Raw genomic sequence first — 14,880 nt, 5'->3', positions numbered from 1 at the left:
TAAGCGTCTTTCATTTTCTTCAAAAACGAAAAAATTAGAAAACAGAAAATTCAATTAAAATTCATGCGACGTTAGTGGTATAGTATGTCTTGTTTATTTACAATAATTCCTTCTTCAACTATCCTGCACCGTTAGTACATTAAGAAAAAAGAGCTGTCAAAAACAGCTCTTTGATCTTTAAGGAAGGCTGTTTTCGTATAGATTGTTGCTCTCTTGAAAAATTATTGTTGAATATAATGCATTTTCAGGAGGCGTTCAATAATGTGGAGATATGTGTACGAAACAGTCGGAGAATTAGAAAAAGCAGATCAACTATCGATTTACGTGATTAATATCTACAGTATACATCCAAACATCAACTATTATCTTGAGTAATTCCATTCCTAATTATTAGTCAGTATTTATTTAAGCTTATTTAGTAAATTTATTTAAAGCATCTTGCCATTGCGATTCATTGTCTTTAGAAATTAAACTTCCCTCTCTTGTCGCGAGGCTATAACTTTCGTCTCCCTTTAAGAAAATAATATATTCTTTCTCTAAGACTATATCAGCAGGTAAATTTAGAGGTATTTTTTCTTCACTGATTGTACCTTTAAAGTTCTCTAAAATCTCTGTTTCTGCTGTCTTTACATATTTATTCTCATGAATCACTGCTTTTGGAACAATGCGAAGGACATGGTCAGATAAGGAAACTAATTCATCTAAGTCATTTGCTTGTTCTATTACATTGTAATCCTTTTCCGAAAAAACTTGTACACTTGGAGAATTTTTAATGTAATCAGTCATCTCGTCCATTGTTTTCTGGTTTACGATTTTTTCTTCGCCAATCAATTTATTTTGGTTGATTTCAATAGGAGCATGTTCTCCTATCGAGGTGAAGACTGGATTAGGATAAAGTTCACTCTCCCAATACTCTAAAAATAGAACGTACTCTTTCCCTTTCTCCAACGCACCAGACTCTTCATAAACGTCGATAGAAGTTGTACCTACATTACCCTTTAATTCATTCTTGACAGAGACGGTATATTTGTATGTACCCATATCATTAAATGCTTCTTCATACAAAACATCACCAACTACTATATTGTCAGAAATCATAATTAAGTCGTCTAAGTTTTCTACTTCTGATACTTTCTCACTCTCTTGATTAGTTAATTGCTGTACAGTTTGGTCTTTTTCTGCGGCACATCCTGTTGTAAGAAACAAGCAGCCTAAAGCTACCATAAAACTTTTTTTCATTGCTCTCATCTTAAAAACTCCTTTCTATTTAGGTGATTAATAAACTTGCTTTAAATGATTTTTATCTCTCGTTGTCAAACTTGTTACTTCGGATGAAATCCCATACATTATATCTTTAGCATTACTTGAATGTCCTCTCCATCCAAGTGCATGTCCGAGTTCATGAGTTGTAGTTTTCTTGTAACCATTTGTAGTTTTTCCACTTTGTTGAACAATATAAACGTTAACAGGTGCTTTAATTTTATAGCCGCACCGAAACTGTGTCCTCCTAAAAACAAACAAACGTTCTTATTACATATCCATATTAAACCTCCTAAACCATATATTCAACCATTATTTAATTATTATATTATGTAAATAAAAAAGGATAATCAGCCTTCATTTTAGACTGACTATCCTATGAATTATTACCTTAATTTAAAATGATTGAACAGCCTCTTGATCATCCACTTGCCAATGCCAACTAGCTTCCCTACTATTACCGTTTATTTGTTAGGCGTGTATATGTGCATCAGCATCAGCTCCAATGTTCGTATTATCGGTTTCATGAACAACAATATATTTTTTAAAATTATTTTTGCCATTTGTCATTGTCAGTGCTAGTGAAATGGGCCCTAATTTTTGGCGTATGGTTACCAAAGATTTACCCTCCCTTCATTTTATTAGGCGTCGTTACAGAATCCCTATCATGATCGTCATCTATAATTACAGTTGCTGATAGAAATAAATATTAAATAAATGACGATTTAAAGCTATATTATGCACCTTTAGTAACTTGTATTGTGTTTTTATAAGCATTAATAACTATAGCAATTACACCCAAATATATTATCTCAGCTCTTTTAATTTCTTGACTACAGAATGAACAGTTAGTCTGTGAAATGTAACTAGCTGTCCCTTTTAGATGACAGAAAAAATACCATAAGGCGTTGGCGATAATGTCATTATCTGCTCTCTATCGCTTAAATCAATCACTTCCACAGGTAAATCTAATTGCATTGCCCCCAAAACGATATTTTCTGTGGCAACTTCAACATATGGACATTGGAAGGAACGCAAAATCGTTAACTGATTATATCTATTTATTCTCTCGTCCCAATCAGTTGGAAAATAAGGTTGCTCCAATTCTTGAGTAAATGAATAGACAAGTAATTCAAAACCATATGGAGCTTTATCCATACATTGAAAGTTATTTTTTAAAAAAATTTCTTTACTTGGCGTCCACGATGTCGTCGAATTTGTCACAACCACCACACCTTTTTTAGCTAGCCTCTTTGCATCTTTCAAACACTTTTGAATAAGTTGGGTTCCATAGCCTTGTCCCATTTCACTGACCCACAAGCAATGAATTACTAAATAGCCATTCGCAAAGACAACCCTTGAAGAATATTCTGCTGCTGTATATTCAATAAAGCCAACTTGCTTATTATTTTTAAAAATCTGAACATACTTCAAGCCTTCGTCAAAGCGGTTTTGAAGCCATTTGTTCTTTTGTCTATAGCCCTTCGAATTCTTTTTACTTCTAAGACAATAGCTTCCCATACCCTCTAATAGCTCATGATTTAATTCAATGAATTCTAGCTTAGTCACTCCTCTAACCCCCTTATGTTATTAATGGCAATTATACCTTTTCTAAACACCTGGAAGTAGCGCAAAAAAAAACACCTCCACTATGAAACAATTGGAGGTGAGGTATAAATTTTAATTTGGTTCGATTCCCTTTTTTGATGTGGTACGCATATGATGAAAGTAGTGACCATCTAACACAATTTGCTTAAAGGAGGCATAACAATGCAAAGAAATGATAATAATTCGAATCCATCGAATGACTCTTTGGACATTTATGCTGCAAAGCTGGCCTATATTGGCACATCCATATCGACATTAGGTGATGGTATTCAAACAATTGCCGCTGGTCTTGCATTACAGGCGTTACAAAAAAGCAACAATGATAGTTCCCAAAACAATAATGATCAGGCAAAGCAATCTGAAAATATGCAAAAGCAAATTGATTATTTAATTTCTGAATTAAAGCATATTAAAAGATCTTTAAGATGAAAACAAGGTTCCACTATGAATTACTTTGTCTGCTGTACTTCAAGTAACTCGGAAACCGTGACGAATCGATAACCCTGTTTTTCTAGCTCTGCCAAAATACTTTCCATTGCCTCTACAGTTTGCTTACGATTACCGCCTCCATCATGAAACAGGACAATATTACCTTCCTTTACTCCTTTTAAAACAGTATTAACAATTCGGTTCGTACCTGGACTTTTCCAGTCTAATGTATCTAAATGCCAAGACCACATTACCACCTTATAGCCTTCTTTGGATATCGCTTCAATCATGGCATCTGAATATTGACCCTCTACAGGTCTAAATAAAGTAGGAGTAACACCAGTGATTTTTTGTATAGTTTCATCTGTTTGCTTAATTTCCTTTAGCAGGTTTGGAACATTAGTCCTTAACGGATGTGTAAAAGTATGATTGGCAAGTTCATGACCTTCATTATACATTCTTGAAATAACTTCAGGATTTTTTTCTGCATTTTGACCAACTATAAAAAAAGTGGCTTTTGCATTATATTTTGCCAAAATATCTAAAATCTGAGTGGTGTACTTCCGATGTGGTCCGTCATCAAAAGTAAGAGCCACAATTTTTTCATCCGTTTTAATTTCCCATACAATTTGACCTGCTTCTTCATAATACTTTCTTCCTTTATTTTCATAGGTACTAGCTTTGACATCAAAGGAAATCATTAACAGACAAATCGGTAATACGATTTGAAAAAATTTTTTCAAATTTTCACTTCCTCAAATAAAATTTTTCGTACCTTATTATTTGAGGTTTTTTAAATTAAATGCTTATTTTTTATCATTTTGTTCCGTATAAATCAAGCGCCTTTACATGATTATTTTTGAAGAAAGCGGGGAACTATGTTTTTTCAGCTTATAATTTGGAGGAAGTTCATAAAGCGGTAAACATTATCTATCCTTTGCTTCATTTTTTGGAATGGTTGGTGTCGGCTGTAAAATTTATTTTTTATAAAAGCTTAAGTAATATTCAATTAATTTTATGACCGCATAAATTTTTTTGTATTCTTTTTCAATTTTAAATGAAATAAATAATATAGCTACATTAAAGCTTAAAATTGTTAGGGCAACTATTTGAAATAAAGAAATACCAACCATTAGTTTTACATTAATAGCACAGGCAATAATGGCGAATAACGACAACATCACACCACTTAATGTAATATAGATGGGTTTAGATCGAATAATTTCATCTGCTTGTACTTTTAACAGATCTAATAAATATCGAATTTCTTTAAGCTCATATTTCTGGTCGAAAATCACAAAATAAGACATATAGACATCATTCGAAATATTCTCATTCAGTATATTTTTATGAATTTTAGTCACTAATTGATCGCAAAAATCTTTATTTAAAGCTTTCTCAGGTACAAATAATTCTTCTTTATTTTCTAATATATTCGTGCTGGGATGCTTCAAAACCCCCTCATCCTCTCATCGTGTTCTACCTGTTTTAATAATCGAATAGAGATTATTTATAGTCAGATCAATAGTTCGCTCAAATGTTCAGACATTTAAATTATATGAGGGATTGTCTATTGTATGCTATTTTCGACAAAATACCACTAATATTTTGTATAAATTCAATTAAAACCAGGACTACTTAAGTACCTGGTTCGATTTATGTTTAATATAATTTTTGATAAACAGCTAATGCGTCTGTAATATTGAACTGCTCTGAACGTGGATCACCTTCTGCACCAACCGTTACGAGCAAATATTCTTCCCCATTGATGGATGCTAGACTTGCGAGGCAGAGACCAGCTTGCTCTGTATAACCTGTTTTTCCTCCAATAATCTTACCTTTCGTTACCTGATTGGTGTTTAAATAATTAAACAGCCTGCTTGTTAAAGTAATTCCTTCTGGATGGCGATTCGTTGATTTTATCGAATATCTTTCAGCTGTATAAACTTCCCTGAATATTGGATTTGCGAGAGCAGACTGTAAGAGAATTGAAAGATCTTTCACAGTTGTATAATGGTCTGGGTGATGTAGCCCAGTAGCATTCATAAAGTGACTATTCGTCATTCCAAGCTGTTGAGCCTTTTCATTCATTAGCTGGACAAACCCACTTTCTGAACCAGCAATAGATTCAGCTAAGCCAATAGATGCTTCAGCTCCTGATGGCAGCATCGCACCATAAAGCAAATCCTCTGCAGTTACTTCCTCATTAGGGAGAAAACCTGCCATAGAAGCATTTTCTTCGTATAAGTTGGTAAAAACACGGTTTTTAAGAATAATCTTTTCCTTTAAATCGGGTATATTTTCAAGTGCGACAAGGACAGTCATCAACTTCGTTAAAGAAGCTGGATATATGATTTCCTCACTATTTTTATCCAATAAAATAGTATGATCCTCTAAGCTCACTAATATGGCATTAGAGCTATATAAATCTATATTGAACATATCGTCACTTTTCTGTGGCATCTCTAGCTGAGGTGATTTAAATGGATCAAGGTTTGGCTGAAGTGGATGATCTTTGACAACCACAAAATAAATAAACACTAGTAATATTATAAGAAATACGCTAAAGAATCCCTTTCTTTTCAACAAAAACAACTCCTTCTTTTTATACCTGTTTCCCAATTAGAGACCTATTGCAAGATGTCAAAAAAAGCTAGAAAATCAACAGGATATCTCACTCACCAAGTACTTTCACAGGAAGTGAAGATTTTTGTATATGTTTCTCAATCTAGTGAGGTTGAGGAAATTACCTCACTGACTGTAGTTTTATTGAAACATAAAAGAAGGAGCTCTTTTTTAATAATCTATTATAGAATTCTTAAGGTTTCTTAAGAAAATGATGGTAGGCTAACAGTAAACACTGTTTTTTCATCTGTGCTAATTGCAGATATCGTTCCTCCATGTGCTTGTACAATCTCATTGGCAATAGCAAGTCCCAAACCCGCTCCACCCGTTTGTGTAGACCTTGACGAGTCTAAACGATAAAACTTTTCAAAAATCATGGTTAATTTTTGAGGGGGAATGGCCTTTCCCTTGTTTGTAAATGAAATATGAATCTGGTCATTTTGTTTTTCTGCATGAATGTTAATAATGCTGTTCTCATCGCTATATGCTATCGCATTTTTAAAAATATTATTAAACACCCTAGCTAATTTATTGGCGTCAGCCAAAACCTTTATATCTTCCTTTACATCTACAATTGCTTGCTGCCCTTTAGGTGCCAATAATGGATAAAATTCATCTGCCAATTGCATCAACATATAATTTAAATTAATGGCTTCTTTATCTAATATAATGGATTGTAAATTAAATCTCGTAATTTCAAAAAACTCATTAATCAATTGTTCTAGCCTGTAGGATTTATCTAATGTAACCTTTACATATTTTTCTTTTTGCTTTAGTGGCATATCCTTTGCCTCATCCAGCAAGCTAAGGTATCCCATAATCGATGTCAGTGGTGTCTTAATATCATGTGCCAAATATACCACAAGGTCGTTTTTTCGTTGTTCAGCCTCTTGTGCATCCTTTGCACGTTTTTCTAATGTATTTTTCACAACATTTAATTTCTTTTCTATAAATTCAAGCTCAGCTGGCAGTTGAATATCTTTATCAGATTCTGCTAAAAGGCTGTTGACACCTAAAGCAATATGATGAAAATACTTTGTAAAGCGTGAAAGAGCAAAATAAAAGATTATTAATAATAAAAGTATTAATCCAGTTGTTAACCAAAGCTGCTTATTTTGCTGAAATATAATCGAATAGGCTTTCTGAGCAGCATAAAAATCAAGTTGAAGAACATTTTCACAAAAATGAATAAACGCATCAGCGAATGGAGCCTGTAAAACACCATCAATCAATAGAGAGCTAATCCAATACCCACTTATTAATGCAAGGACGAGGATAAGAAGTATTTGAAGCATTATTTTCCTTTTTAGTTTTCCGAAATCATTTTTCAATGGTGTACCCCACTCCCCAAACAGTTTTTATAAATTTTGGGTTTTCTGCAGAATCATTCATTTTTTCTCGTAAATGTCTGATATGGACCATTACCGTATTATTACTGCTAAAATATTTTTCTCCCCAGACTTTTTGAAATAGTTCCTCGGAAGAAACGACACGTCCCCTATTGATACATAAAAACCATAGGATTGAAAATTCTGTAGGTGTAAGTGACAATTGTTTTTCATGCAGCATACATTTCCGTGTGTTTTGATCTAATATAAGTCCAGAAAAATCAATAATCATATCATTCTGCAAAGCTTCCTGCTGGTTGTACCTTGTAAATCTCCTGATTTGAGCCTTCACTCGAGCTATTAGCTCCAATGGTCGAAATGGCTTCGTGATATAATCATCAGCCCCTAAAGTTAGACCTGTTATTTTATCAATTTCCTCATCCTTGGCTGTTAGCATAATCACTGGAAAATGATAATATTCTCTAATTCTTCTGCAAATTTCAAAGCCATCTATGTCAGGCATCATCACATCTAGAATAGCGAAATCTATTTTTTTTGTCTGAATACAAGTTAGTGCCTCCTTGGCATCATAAAATGTAAAGACATTAAAGCCTTCATTTTTTAAATAAAGCTCTATTAAGTCGGCAATTTCCTTTTCGTCATCTATGACAAGAATATTAATTGTTATTTTCATCTCCCCCTTAAAGTTGCGAACATTGCTTTTAATGTAACAATCATAATACCATTCCGGTAATCAAGCTGCCATGTAAAGCCTGAGATTTAAGAAATTCTAAAGAATTTACGCAGCAAAAAACCACTTCTCTAAATAGACGAAGCGGTTTCAAATGCATTTTGTTTTTTTCATTAGCTACCAAAGGCAAAAATAAGCTCTGTTTCACACACTAACTCTCCATCAACAGTAGCTATTCCACGCCCTTTTCCAATAGCCCCTTTTAAGCGTGTAATTTCTACCTCAAGACGAAGCTGGTCACCCGGTTTTACTTGTTTCTTAAAACGACATTGATCAATACCAGCAAGTAACCCGAGTCTCCCTTCATTTCCTTCCTTTGTAAGCATAATAATGGCACTAACTTGTGCTAATGCTTCCACAATTAGGACTCCTGGCATTACAGGATAATTAGGAAAATGCCCATTAAAAAATTCTTCATTTATCGTAACATTCTTAATCGCTACTGCTCTCTTACCTTCTTCTAACTCCAAAACACGATCCACTAAAAGAAAGGGATAGCGATGTTTAATAGCTGCTTGTATTTGCTGAATGTCCAGCATATTAACACCTCCAACTAAATTATTATCTAATTCTATCACTAATTATTAATAGTTGGTACTATTTTAAAATTTAAAGATAAAAAATCACATTCCGAAAATCTGATTTTTAATAAACTTAATTTTTGTACCCGATGATTAACCAAAACTATCTCCTAATTTAATAGAATGCAACTGTCCGCTAGTAGCCCAATTGTCACGCTCATATTCCTCAAATATAACTGTTACCCATTCTTTTTTAACATTTAACTTCTTTCAACAATAGGCTACCACCCTTTATAGGTAGTGAGATGAATGCGAATTTAAGCTACTTTTCAGAGGGTGTCCTAACACCCGCTGAAAGAAGTTAAAGCCTCCGGCGGATGTCACGGAATCGAAAAGGAGTTCTTTGTGTAAGCACAAAGACGATTCCGGACGCAATTATGCCAAGGCATAATTGATCGTGTTCACTGCCTCTTGCGTCACCATTTCAACAAACTGTTGTTTTTGTTCTCTTGTTCTTCCTTTTGCTAGTTTAATTGTAATAATAGGCATAATAAGCCTCCCCTTCTTATTTTAAGTTTTTTGAACACAAATATATTTCTAAATATATCCTTTCATCTCATTTGCAATTTTACCGTTAATTCCATTTTATATTTTTCGAACTATTCTATAACTATTTTTTTAGTATTTCATTATCGACAATAATAGTTTAAATAGAATATAATATTTTTTGCACTCATTAACCAGATTTAATGGTTGAATATTTAGTTAATTACGCATAATTATATAGGAACCCTTATATAAGATTCACTTTTTTAGAATAGGATGGTCAAGCATGATATCGTTTATCGCAATAGTACTTCTGTTATTTTTAATTCCTGGTCCTGCTGTGATAATAACCATTACACAAACACTGAAAAGTGGTAAAAAGAACGGTGTTTTCACAGCATTAGGTATTGGCTTGGGCGATTTAGTCCATACATTAGCCGCTGTATTAGGTCTTTCAGCTATTTTAATGAAATCTGCTACTGCTTTTGAAGTAGTGAAGTATATTGGTGTAGCTTACCTTGTTTATTTAGGTATTCAAATGCTCCTAACAAAACCTCAAAAAATAGAACAACCAACTGTTGAACAGAGTCCAGCAAGTACTTCGTTCCGCCAAGGTTTTTTAGCAGAAATATTAAACCCTAAAACGGCACTATTTTTCTTAGCCTTTTTACCTCAATTTGTACAGCACAATGGACAATCCGTTACTGTTCAGCTTCTAATTTTAGGGATTACGTTTGTAGTAATGAGCGCCTTGTATACTATTTTATTAGCTATTGTGACAAGCTTCATAGGTGAAAAAATCTTTACCAAAACCACTAACAATGGGTCACGTTGGATTGAAAAGGCAGTCGGTTTCGTCTATATAGGTTTAGGTGTTAAATTAGCTCTGCAGACTCAAAGTAGATAGATCAATTTCTATGAGGGAGAACATACTTTTAAGGTGTTCTCCCTCATTTTTTATAGATTTTATCATTAATATTGGAGGAATTTTAACTTTTTTAGCAAATTATAAAAAAGAAAAGGGGAAAACATATGAAACATCGTCATCAAGTTCTATTTCAGCAGTTAGAGCATTATCGCAATGAAGTTTTACAAGTCCTAGATTTTATCACAAAGGAACATGCAGAGGTTGTACCACAAGGATTTCATAATAATATTCGTTGGAACATGGGCCATCTTTATCTAGACCAATATTTATGGCTTGAGGCAATAACAAACGAAAAAAGTAAGGATCTACTACCTTTTCAAGCCTGGTTTGGCTATGGTACCTCTCCTGCTAATTTTACTGAGGAGACACCATCGTTTGAAGAGTTAAAAGGGCTTTTAAAATCTCAGCCAGGTAACATAAAAGCAAAGTATGGAGACAAATTAGAGATAGAGTTTCCAGCTATCGATATGAGGATGAATACAATTGAACAAGTACTAATTCGAACAATTTTCCATGAAGGCATGCATTTACAAGCAATACTAGATATAAAAAAATGTCTGTAAACAAAACTTCTCAATCAGTAGGGGCTATCTTATCCCTACTGATTTTTCACGGTTGCGAAAGGATTTGTTCCTTCCATTTGATTTCTTTGAATTTGATTATCTGTATGAATGCCAAGCTAATCCATCAACTTCTTCATTAAGGATTCAATACCATTTACCCTATTTTCAAGCCTCTAGTACAAGACCCAATTCAATTCTGACTTCTCTATTTTCCATATCTGTATTGGAATAGCTTAATAGATCACAGCCAATTAGCTGAAATCCGTGGTGTTTATAAAATTGGATTGCAGGATAATTGGAGGTTTGTGTTTCCAATACAATTGCCCTGGCACCTAGTTCTTCAGCTCTTGTTTTTATCAATGCCATAAGTTGACTCCCTATTCCATTATGTTGATATTGCGAATATACATGAATATCATTGATCCTTAGAACATTATTCCACTTCTCATGGCTACAGCTAACAATCCCCACCTCTTCCTCGTCTATTTCGGCAATATAACATTCAATTTCTTCTAAATAATCTTCAAAAATTTCTCCTTCTAAATACTTATGAAATGGAGTGTCAAATTGCTTTAATGTAAAATCTATTGTCCAACCATTCTCTTGCACCTGATAGGAAACATCATAGAATTTATCAGAATGATATTGATAAATAATTTTCTTCCCATTGGGATAATCCTCTTTATATATTCTTTTAATATGCAACATGGACAATTCTCCTTCTGTTTTTATTTACTTCTTTATTTCTTCCAGCCTGTTCACTTGTTCACAGAATTTTTGAAATTAATGGTTTTAATTGCTATAAATTTGAAGTATATATCTACTATTGGTTTACAAACCAATACAAATTTAACTAGAGGTGGTTTTTTTCTATGACAAATCTTGACTTAAAAATGGAAAGCTGGTTAGCACTAAATGATATTTCTCTGCATCAAAATTTAGCGCCTGTTGCTATTAAACTTGCACCATCAGATCAAACAGTTGTCAGTCAAGGAATCTTTGTTGGGAGTCAGCTGTCGGAGGCTAGAATCGCTGACAATCAAGTTCAGCAAGCACTTCAAAACTTTGGACGCTATAGTTCTGCAGTAAAAGAAGCTGCTAAAGTAGCTCCAACAACTGGATTAACAACTATTCTTGATATTGCTAGAATTGTTTCTAATTTTAATCCAGCATTACCAAACGATAAAAATAATGTTCCTGCTTATGAAAAATATGTGTCAAAAATTTTACAAAACCCACTTATCCATTTATTAAATAGCAGTCTAAAATCCTTTAAACGTAGGACTTCCGATTGGAATGAAGTAATTGACCAAATCGCCAATTTATATAATGGCATTTCGGCAGTTGATAAAGGAAAAATCGTAGAAAGCTTAAAAGCATTAGCAAATTCCGCCTCTTCTTCTAGCTCAGAAAAACAAACTGAAAAACTATTTACTCAAAGCACGATTAACTGTGAGGAAAATATTGATATTTATATTTACTCTAGCTCTGTTACAATGGAGGAGCACAATGGGAAGCATAATGTAAAGCAAGTTGAATTTGAAATACAAGAAACACAATTAAGATTTACAAAAGAATTGTGGAGTTTATACTCAGATGCTGTGTTAGCAAAACATCTAGCTTTAATGGATGATTGGCTCAATGGCATTGATACAAAAGCTGACAATCGTTTATCCACTCTTACATGCTTAGTTTAGCCTGGCAATAGATTATTTAATAAGTCCCTCTTTATCTTATCTTTTGCATTGTAATACAGGCAAAGCCGTAAGTTTGAAACAATCGCTGCGCGTGATTGATTGTGACTTACGGCTTATGCTGTTCTGTTAGGAATTTGTGCGCTGAGCTAAATTACTTATAGATTATCAAATTCCACTCCATATTTATTAAAGATTACCTTGTATTTGTATTCAAAAATGGACCATCTTTTTTCAGTTCCGTACTTTTTCTGTAAAGCCTTAAAAAAAAGTTTAGCTGCCCCTACATCATTAGATTGTAGCAACAAATGTAAACTTTCTTCACTAAGATGTAAAAATGGGCCTGATATGTAATAATCAACAAGGGATCTGGCACTAATCATAGTATTATTGAACTCGATAACCTTTTCTAATCCATTTTGCAGCGTTTTTCTCATATCATCCATATCTGTGGTAGGAGTGATTGAAAATCGATCTGGAACAGACTCGGCTATTTCCCCTATTCTTGCTCTAAAGTGACAGTCTACCTCTTTGGGTTTTGTCAAAATCTCTCTTGATTGTATCCTAGCCAACTCTTCTGCATAAATCCCACAGTTCACATAAAACATTACATTATCCGCTAAATTGCCAGAGGATTTTTGAAAATTGAACAAATAGATCAGGCTGCCCGTCATCTTATAAAAATTCGAACCCTTCTTTGAAAAGCCATGTTTGGAAAGATACGGCCTAATGTCCTGCTTTATCATCTCATGAAAGAGCTGTTGCAATATGATCACCCCTAGAACATTGCTTTTATTTTATTTCAAGATACAGATAAATTTTTTAGAAGTAGTAAACCGTTGAATTCCCAAAAAGGATACCTCTTGAAGTACCCTTTAATAATATTTTTCAAAAAAATTCTGTATGGTATGATTAATTGTTTGTAATTGATTCTCAGATGGAAAGTGCCCCATATTCAATGAATAGAAAGCTGTTAAATTGGGAACGATTTGTTCAGCACTTTTTTTCACCTTATTTTCCGGAAAAAAGATGTCCTCTTCACCAGCAATGATTAAGGTAGGTGCAGAGAAATTCGCTAATTCGTCTCTAGTTGTTAATTTAGGCATCCCTTGTTCTAATTTTACAAACCGAAAAATATCTCCAATAATCTCATGATCGCTCTCTTTCATATTACCAGCAGACATGCAATCCGTTATTTGTTTAAGATACTTGATAGAAGACGTTTTTTTAAATTGCAGTAAAGGCATGAAAATCTTTTGTAGCATTTCGATTTTTGAGCCTAGCTTAATTCCTGCTGGTGAAACAAGCACAGCACAGTCAATCCTCTCTGGCAAATAGGCCGCTAGCCTTAAAATGATACCTGCTCCATAGGATGGACCTAAAACAGCACATTTCTGAATATGAAAAAAATCCATTAATTGGGCAATCCATTGGGCAAAGCTTTGATCTTTTGCAGAAATCCTAGTTTGAGTACTATAACCAGGGTGTCCAATTGTATCTGGTGCATATATTCTGTATTTTTTTAGGAGTGGCTTAAACCAAGATAATGTCATAGGATTTATACAATTACCACCTTGAAAAATCAACAAGGGCTTCCCTTCTTTTGGTCCTGCCATTAATACATGTGTTTTGCCAAAGGTTGTTTCCACCATAACACGTTCTATTGCAAAATCAAAAGACTTTAAATATTGCTCATAATGCTTCAAAATGACCAATCTACCTTTATCACTTGTATAAATTGTATGTTTCACTTAGACACCCCCCGTTTCAATTTTACAGGATTTCGCATCATTATTATATTGAATACAATTATTTATTTAAAAAAGATTTGCATCTAATTTCTTTAAAACTTATAATTTTCACCATCTTCTGGAACAAGCACATAATCAGTGATTTCTTTTTCATTTAAAAAGCTTCGTAATTCTTTTCTAGATAATGCCCAATGGTTAATAGCTTCCATATGGCTTACGATAATCTTAGCATTTGGTGCAGCGAGATAAACTTCGTAAATATCATCCTTCCCCATAATTAGAGAGCCTCCCTGTAAAAATTGATTGTCTCCTCCATTCACAATAATAATATCTGGTTTATTTTTTTCTAGTACATGTTGGACTCCGCCATACCAAACAGTATCTCCTGCAATGTATAGTTTCTTTTCACTTGGGTGGTGAAAAATAACACCGCACACTTGACCAGTAATTTCTAAAATTTTACCGCGTCCATGCTGACCTACTGTTTTCATTAATTGAATACCCTCAAAAACAGTATCCTCTTGTAATATCTCTACATTGGTAAATCCAGCGTTCTTAACCTCTAAAGCATCTTCTTCATTTTGAACAAACATTTTGATAGCTTTTGGTAATACTTCTTTTGCAACCTCATCGAAGTGATCAATATGTAAATGAGTAACAATCACCGCATCCACGTTTATAAGTTGGTCAATGGATGTTGGTAGAGCAACCAATGGGTTATTTTGGTCCTGTCGTAGAGAATTTGGGTACGGTGGATAAATCCCTTTGTTTGCTAGAAGTGGGTCGATTAAAAAACTTTTTCCTGCATATTCAATGACAACAGTAGCATTGCGAATTTGTTGAATGTTCATATTCATAACTCCTTTTCTTTAAATT

General features: G+C 33.7%; 19 protein-coding genes. 4 read left to right on the top strand and 15 right to left on the bottom strand.

Translation table 11 applies throughout. The features are described 5' to 3' along the window. Positions 1–411: 411 nt before the first annotated feature. From AC2CGN_RS08070 to AC2CGN_RS08055, 4 genes are all read right to left on the bottom strand, one after another. On the bottom strand, positions 412–1,248 hold the full coding sequence (locus tag AC2CGN_RS08070; RefSeq protein WP_484513122.1) for a hypothetical protein: 837 nt from the start codon (positions 1,246–1,248) through the stop codon (positions 412–414). Between the two features lie 27 nt (positions 1,249–1,275). Beyond that, positions 1,276–1,521, bottom strand: coding sequence for a matrixin family metalloprotease (locus AC2CGN_RS08065; RefSeq protein ID WP_484513120.1), 246 nt, complete (start codon positions 1,519–1,521; stop codon positions 1,276–1,278). 210 nt (positions 1,522–1,731) lie between these two features. Then, entirely contained in the window at positions 1,732–1,878 is a 147-nt protein-coding gene (locus tag AC2CGN_RS08060) for a hypothetical protein (RefSeq protein WP_484513118.1), read from the bottom strand. A 261-nt stretch (positions 1,879–2,139) separates the two neighbouring features. Further along, the gene (locus tag AC2CGN_RS08055; RefSeq protein WP_484513116.1) at positions 2,140–2,829 is read right to left on the bottom strand and encodes a GNAT family N-acetyltransferase; all 690 of its coding nucleotides are present in this window, start codon (positions 2,827–2,829) and stop codon (positions 2,140–2,142) included. 201 nt (positions 2,830–3,030) lie between these two features. Between AC2CGN_RS08055 and AC2CGN_RS08050 the strand changes: the two genes are divergently transcribed. Next, positions 3,031–3,297: a translation initiation factor 2 gene (locus AC2CGN_RS08050; protein ID WP_286925252.1), complete on the top strand. Its 267-nt coding sequence runs from the start codon at positions 3,031–3,033 to the stop codon at positions 3,295–3,297. A 20-nt stretch (positions 3,298–3,317) separates the two neighbouring features. Here AC2CGN_RS08050 and AC2CGN_RS08045 read toward each other — a convergent pair whose 3' ends face one another. The 7 genes from AC2CGN_RS08045 to AC2CGN_RS08015 all read right to left on the bottom strand — a co-directional run bounded on the left by AC2CGN_RS08045 (position 3,318) and on the right by AC2CGN_RS08015 (position 9,071). Continuing rightward, positions 3,318–4,040 (bottom strand): polysaccharide deacetylase family protein, encoded by a 723-nt coding sequence (locus AC2CGN_RS08045; RefSeq protein WP_484513114.1) that lies wholly within the window; start codon positions 4,038–4,040, stop codon positions 3,318–3,320. 234 nt (positions 4,041–4,274) lie between these two features. Next, complete coding sequence (locus tag AC2CGN_RS08040) at positions 4,275–4,751, bottom strand: hydroxymyristoyl-ACP dehydratase (RefSeq protein ID WP_283872644.1); 477 nt, start codon at positions 4,749–4,751, stop codon at positions 4,275–4,277. 208 nt (positions 4,752–4,959) lie between these two features. Then, positions 4,960–5,838: a D-alanyl-D-alanine carboxypeptidase family protein gene (locus AC2CGN_RS08035; RefSeq protein WP_429987276.1), complete on the bottom strand. Its 879-nt coding sequence runs from the start codon at positions 5,836–5,838 to the stop codon at positions 4,960–4,962. A gap of 287 nt (positions 5,839–6,125) precedes the next feature. Then, positions 6,126–7,217 carry a vancomycin resistance histidine kinase VanS gene (gene vanS / locus AC2CGN_RS08030; protein WP_484513111.1) on the bottom strand — a complete coding sequence of 364 codons (1,092 nt, stop codon included), beginning with the start codon at positions 7,215–7,217 and terminating at the stop codon, positions 6,126–6,128. Between the two features lie 25 nt (positions 7,218–7,242). Then, positions 7,243–7,938: a VanR-ABDEGLN family response regulator transcription factor gene (vanR, locus tag AC2CGN_RS08025; protein ID WP_429983972.1), complete on the bottom strand. Its 696-nt coding sequence runs from the start codon at positions 7,936–7,938 to the stop codon at positions 7,243–7,245. Positions 7,939–8,114: 176 nt separating this feature from the next. After that, complete coding sequence (fabZ, locus tag AC2CGN_RS08020) at positions 8,115–8,540, bottom strand: 3-hydroxyacyl-ACP dehydratase FabZ (protein ID WP_429981736.1); 426 nt, start codon at positions 8,538–8,540, stop codon at positions 8,115–8,117. 417 nt (positions 8,541–8,957) lie between these two features. Beyond that, positions 8,958–9,071, bottom strand: coding sequence for a tautomerase family protein (locus AC2CGN_RS08015; RefSeq protein ID WP_484513109.1), 114 nt, complete (start codon positions 9,069–9,071; stop codon positions 8,958–8,960). Between the two features lie 283 nt (positions 9,072–9,354). On the opposite strand from AC2CGN_RS08015, the gene AC2CGN_RS08010 reads away from it, so the two are divergent. Next, positions 9,355–9,975, top strand: a complete 621-nt coding sequence (locus AC2CGN_RS08010; RefSeq protein ID WP_429987275.1) for a LysE family translocator — start codon at positions 9,355–9,357, stop codon at positions 9,973–9,975. A 125-nt stretch (positions 9,976–10,100) separates the two neighbouring features. Then, on the top strand, positions 10,101–10,559 hold the full coding sequence (locus tag AC2CGN_RS08005; protein WP_484513106.1) for a DinB family protein: 459 nt from the start codon (positions 10,101–10,103) through the stop codon (positions 10,557–10,559). 165 nt (positions 10,560–10,724) lie between these two features. Here AC2CGN_RS08005 and AC2CGN_RS08000 read toward each other — a convergent pair whose 3' ends face one another. Next, the gene (locus AC2CGN_RS08000; protein ID WP_429981732.1) at positions 10,725–11,267 is read right to left on the bottom strand and encodes a GNAT family N-acetyltransferase; all 543 of its coding nucleotides are present in this window, start codon (positions 11,265–11,267) and stop codon (positions 10,725–10,727) included. A gap of 164 nt (positions 11,268–11,431) precedes the next feature. On the opposite strand from AC2CGN_RS08000, the gene AC2CGN_RS07995 reads away from it, so the two are divergent. Beyond that, entirely contained in the window at positions 11,432–12,256 is an 825-nt protein-coding gene (locus AC2CGN_RS07995) for a hypothetical protein (RefSeq protein WP_484513104.1), read from the top strand. Between the two features lie 155 nt (positions 12,257–12,411). Here AC2CGN_RS07995 and AC2CGN_RS07990 read toward each other — a convergent pair whose 3' ends face one another. The 3 genes from AC2CGN_RS07990 to AC2CGN_RS07980 form a co-directional block, all read right to left on the bottom strand. Then, complete coding sequence (locus AC2CGN_RS07990; RefSeq protein ID WP_484513102.1) at positions 12,412–13,029, bottom strand: DUF4304 domain-containing protein; 618 nt, start codon at positions 13,027–13,029, stop codon at positions 12,412–12,414. Positions 13,030–13,128: 99 nt separating this feature from the next. After that, entirely contained in the window at positions 13,129–14,004 is an 876-nt protein-coding gene (locus AC2CGN_RS07985) for an alpha/beta fold hydrolase (protein WP_484513100.1), read from the bottom strand. A 92-nt stretch (positions 14,005–14,096) separates the two neighbouring features. Next, positions 14,097–14,855, bottom strand: coding sequence for an MBL fold metallo-hydrolase (locus tag AC2CGN_RS07980; protein ID WP_429981729.1), 759 nt, complete (start codon positions 14,853–14,855; stop codon positions 14,097–14,099). Between the last annotated feature and the right edge of the window lie 25 nt (positions 14,856–14,880).

The organism is Lysinibacillus sp. DFXJR4 (genome assembly GCF_057196045.1).
This window is presented reverse-complemented; position numbering and strand designations above follow the sequence as displayed.

Bases quoted from the DNA above. Each gene is read 5' to 3' on its own strand.
- AC2CGN_RS08010 (WP_429987275.1), top strand. From the start codon at position 9,355: ATGATATCGTTTATCGCAATAGTACTTCTGTTATTTTTAATTCCTGGT.
- vanS (WP_484513111.1), bottom strand. From the start codon at position 7,217: ATGCTTCAAATACTTCTTATCCTCGTCCTTGCATTAATAAGTGGGTAT.
- AC2CGN_RS08070 (WP_484513122.1), bottom strand. From the start codon at position 1,248: ATGAGAGCAATGAAAAAAAGTTTTATGGTAGCTTTAGGCTGCTTGTTT.
- AC2CGN_RS08000 (WP_429981732.1), bottom strand. From the start codon at position 11,267: ATGTTGCATATTAAAAGAATATATAAAGAGGATTATCCCAATGGGAAG.
- AC2CGN_RS07995 (WP_484513104.1), top strand. From the start codon at position 11,432: ATGACAAATCTTGACTTAAAAATGGAAAGCTGGTTAGCACTAAATGAT.
- AC2CGN_RS08050 (WP_286925252.1), top strand. From the start codon at position 3,031: ATGCAAAGAAATGATAATAATTCGAATCCATCGAATGACTCTTTGGAC.
- AC2CGN_RS07980 (WP_429981729.1), bottom strand. From the start codon at position 14,855: ATGAACATTCAACAAATTCGCAATGCTACTGTTGTCATTGAATATGCA.
- AC2CGN_RS08005 (WP_484513106.1), top strand. From the start codon at position 10,101: ATGAAACATCGTCATCAAGTTCTATTTCAGCAGTTAGAGCATTATCGC.
- fabZ (WP_429981736.1), bottom strand. From the start codon at position 8,540: ATGCTGGACATTCAGCAAATACAAGCAGCTATTAAACATCGCTATCCC.
- AC2CGN_RS08015 (WP_484513109.1), bottom strand. From the start codon at position 9,071: ATGCCTATTATTACAATTAAACTAGCAAAAGGAAGAACAAGAGAACAA.